This window comes from Clostridium aquiflavi, assembly GCF_031344075.1.
GTDB lineage: Bacteria > Bacillota > Clostridia > Clostridiales > Clostridiaceae > Clostridium > Clostridium aquiflavi.
In genome coordinates, this window is record NZ_JAVJAN010000088.1 from 1 (window position 1) to 2,777 (window position 2,777).

General features: G+C 27.3%; 2 protein-coding genes. Both read left to right on the plus strand.

Annotation, left to right across the window (positions count from 1 at the left end; genetic code table 11):
* Positions 1 to 1,846, plus strand: a 1,846-nt coding sequence (locus tag RGC78_RS16000; RefSeq protein ID WP_309556953.1) for an RHS repeat domain-containing protein, incomplete at its 5' end; no start/stop codon positions are given.
* 18 nt (positions 1,847 to 1,864) lie between these two features.
* Positions 1,865 to 2,254, plus strand: coding sequence for an immunity 22 family protein (locus RGC78_RS16005; protein WP_309556954.1), 390 nt, complete (start codon positions 1,865 to 1,867; stop codon positions 2,252 to 2,254).
* Positions 2,255 to 2,777 lie beyond the last annotated feature (523 nt).

Here is a 2,777-nt window from a genome sequence, read left to right on the forward strand (position 1 = left end):
ATACACTGGAAATATGATGTATAATTACACATATAATGATGAAAAATTACTTGAAAGTAAGAGTGCATCAGGAAGAACCTTAATAAGTTATACTTATGATAAAAATAATAATATCAAGAGTATAAAAGACATCACAGGAAAGAGCAGTATTTATAGTTATGATGATGCTGATAGAGTAAAGGCAATAGTAGATGATAATAAAAATACTTTAGCAGTCTATGATTATTACAAAAATCATAATATAAAATCTGTAACTTTAGGGAATGGAATAAAATCAGATTATACCTATGATGGTGATGGAAATGTAGAAAGTTTAGTTACAATAACATCAAATGGTGAAGTATTAGTAGATTATAAATATGCTTATGATTTAAATGGAAATAGACTACAAAAAGTAAGTTCAAAGCATAAGAATTTCTATTCTTATGACAGCATGAACAGATTAGTTGATTCAAGCTATGATGGAAGACAAGAGAATTTCACTTACGATAAGGTAGGAAATAGGCTAACAAAAACTACAAATGATATAACTGAAAGATATGTTTATAATGTAAAGAACCAATTGAAAGAATTACACAAGGATTCTGGTATAAACTACTTTACTTACGATAAGCAAGGAAATACAATAAAAGAAGAAACAAAAGATGGAAATAACATCTTTGAGTATAATACTTTAAACCAACAAGTAAAGGCCATAACTAAAGAAGGAAACACTTTAGTTAGTAGATATGATACAGAAGGCTTAAGAGTTGAAATTCAAGAAAATGAGAAATTAAGTAAATTCATTTTCAATAAAAATGGAGATATTTTAGTTGAAAGTGATGAAGATTATAATGTAATTTCTAGATTTACTAGAGGGTATGAAATTGTCGCAGCTGACATTGCTGACAAAACAAACAGCTCAATAAATTACAGTTTGTCACGATATTATTATTCTGTTGATGAGCAGGGCAGCACTGATTTTATAACAGATGATTCTGGAAATATTAAGAATGAATATTATTATGATGCTTTTGGTAATGTACTTGATTCAAGAGAAGAAGTTCATAATAGAATGACTTATACAGGTCAACAATTTGATGGAATAACTCAGCAATATTATTTAAGAGCTAGATTCTATAACCCTGTGATCGGTAGATTTACTCAGGAAGATGTATATAGAGGTGATGGACTAAATCTTTATGCTTATTGTGGAAATAATCCTGTGGGGTACTATGATCCTAGTGGGTATGAGATGTGCCCACCAGGAAATAATAAGGAAAATTCATGGAATAAGTTCCAAAATGAGAATAGAGGACAATATAATTCTAAACAAGAAATGGCTGATGCGTATAATAAGCTTAAAGCTAATAAAAATGAAGTGTCATCTAATAAGCCTACAATTAAAAAAGCAACTGAGTTAGGAAGTAACGCTTATGGACTAATATCTGAAGATATTCCCTCAGTTAGAAATGAGGAGTTTAACAAATTTTTCAATTCATTAACAAGTGATGAATTGAATGAAATATGGAAAGATTCTAAATTAAGAGAAACTATAGAAGACAGATTAAGACAGCCTGGTGGTTTACATGAATGGCATTTAGTTTCAAGAACACCTAAATTTAAAGAATGGGGTATAACAGCTGAACAGATAAAAGAGTTAAGGAGTTCAACAAAAGATGTAGAATTTGTTAATCCAAAGGGAAAGCACGGTGGAAAAGGTTCAACTACAGCACATAATGAATTATTAAAGATAATTGACAGTTCATTGGATTATAATACTTTTAAGAGAAGGCTAAATAATTGGGCAAACTATAGATTAGATGGTGGGATAGATTCATTACCAAATGGATTGCAAATAAAATAATAGAGAGGAGAAAATAAAATGAAAAAAGAAAATATTGTATCATTATGGCTTGGTAATTTTACAGATGCAAAAAAATTTGAGGAATTCATGGAAATTAAGTATACAGATGATGGAGATTCAATACTATCACAATTCAAAGAGAAGTTTAGAATTCAGCATTATGATATAGATTTTTCAGAAATAGATTGGATTGAAGAAGGATTAAAAGATTTTCAAGAGTTACTTCAAGGATTTTCAAGTGATTATGATATAATACCTAAATTTAATGAAAAGTATAACGACAAACTTAATAAAGAATATAATAGTATAGTATTACTTTATGATTTTCATTATGATGGAATATGTAACCACATAGAATATAGTGGTAATGAAATTGATTTTATTGGATGTGTATCATACAATAAATAAAATAATAGTGAAAAATATATTACCGAAGTAAAGAATTATCCGAAATTTATTTTAGTGTATAATTTAAGCTGATAGCAAAACTTCAATGGATGTTAATAATTTGTCTATTGGAGTTTTGTTTTTTTAGTTGTAAATAAATTATAATTTGGATATATGAAATTAAGTAGAACAAATAGTTTGGTTATAAGATTTCGATTTTATGGTAATTTACTTATAGAGAAAATAACTAAAATAAAAAAGAATTAGTAGAAATAGAACGTAATAGTAGAAAAGATAAAAACAATACAATAAAAATGGAGTAAACTACTTTACTTATAATAAACAAGGAAATACAATAAAAGAAGAAACTCCAAGTGGTAATAATCTATTTGAATACAACACTCTAAATCAAGCAGTAAAAGCTATAACTAAAGAAGGAAACACTTTAGTAAGTAGGTATAATACAGAAGGTTTAAGAACTGAAATTGAAGAAAATGAAAAATTAAGTAAATTCATTTTCAATAAAAATGGAGATATATTAGTT

Bases quoted from the DNA above. Each gene is read 5' to 3' on its own strand.
- RGC78_RS16005 (WP_309556954.1), top strand. From the start codon at position 1,865: ATGAAAAAAGAAAATATTGTATCATTATGGCTTGGTAATTTTACAGAT.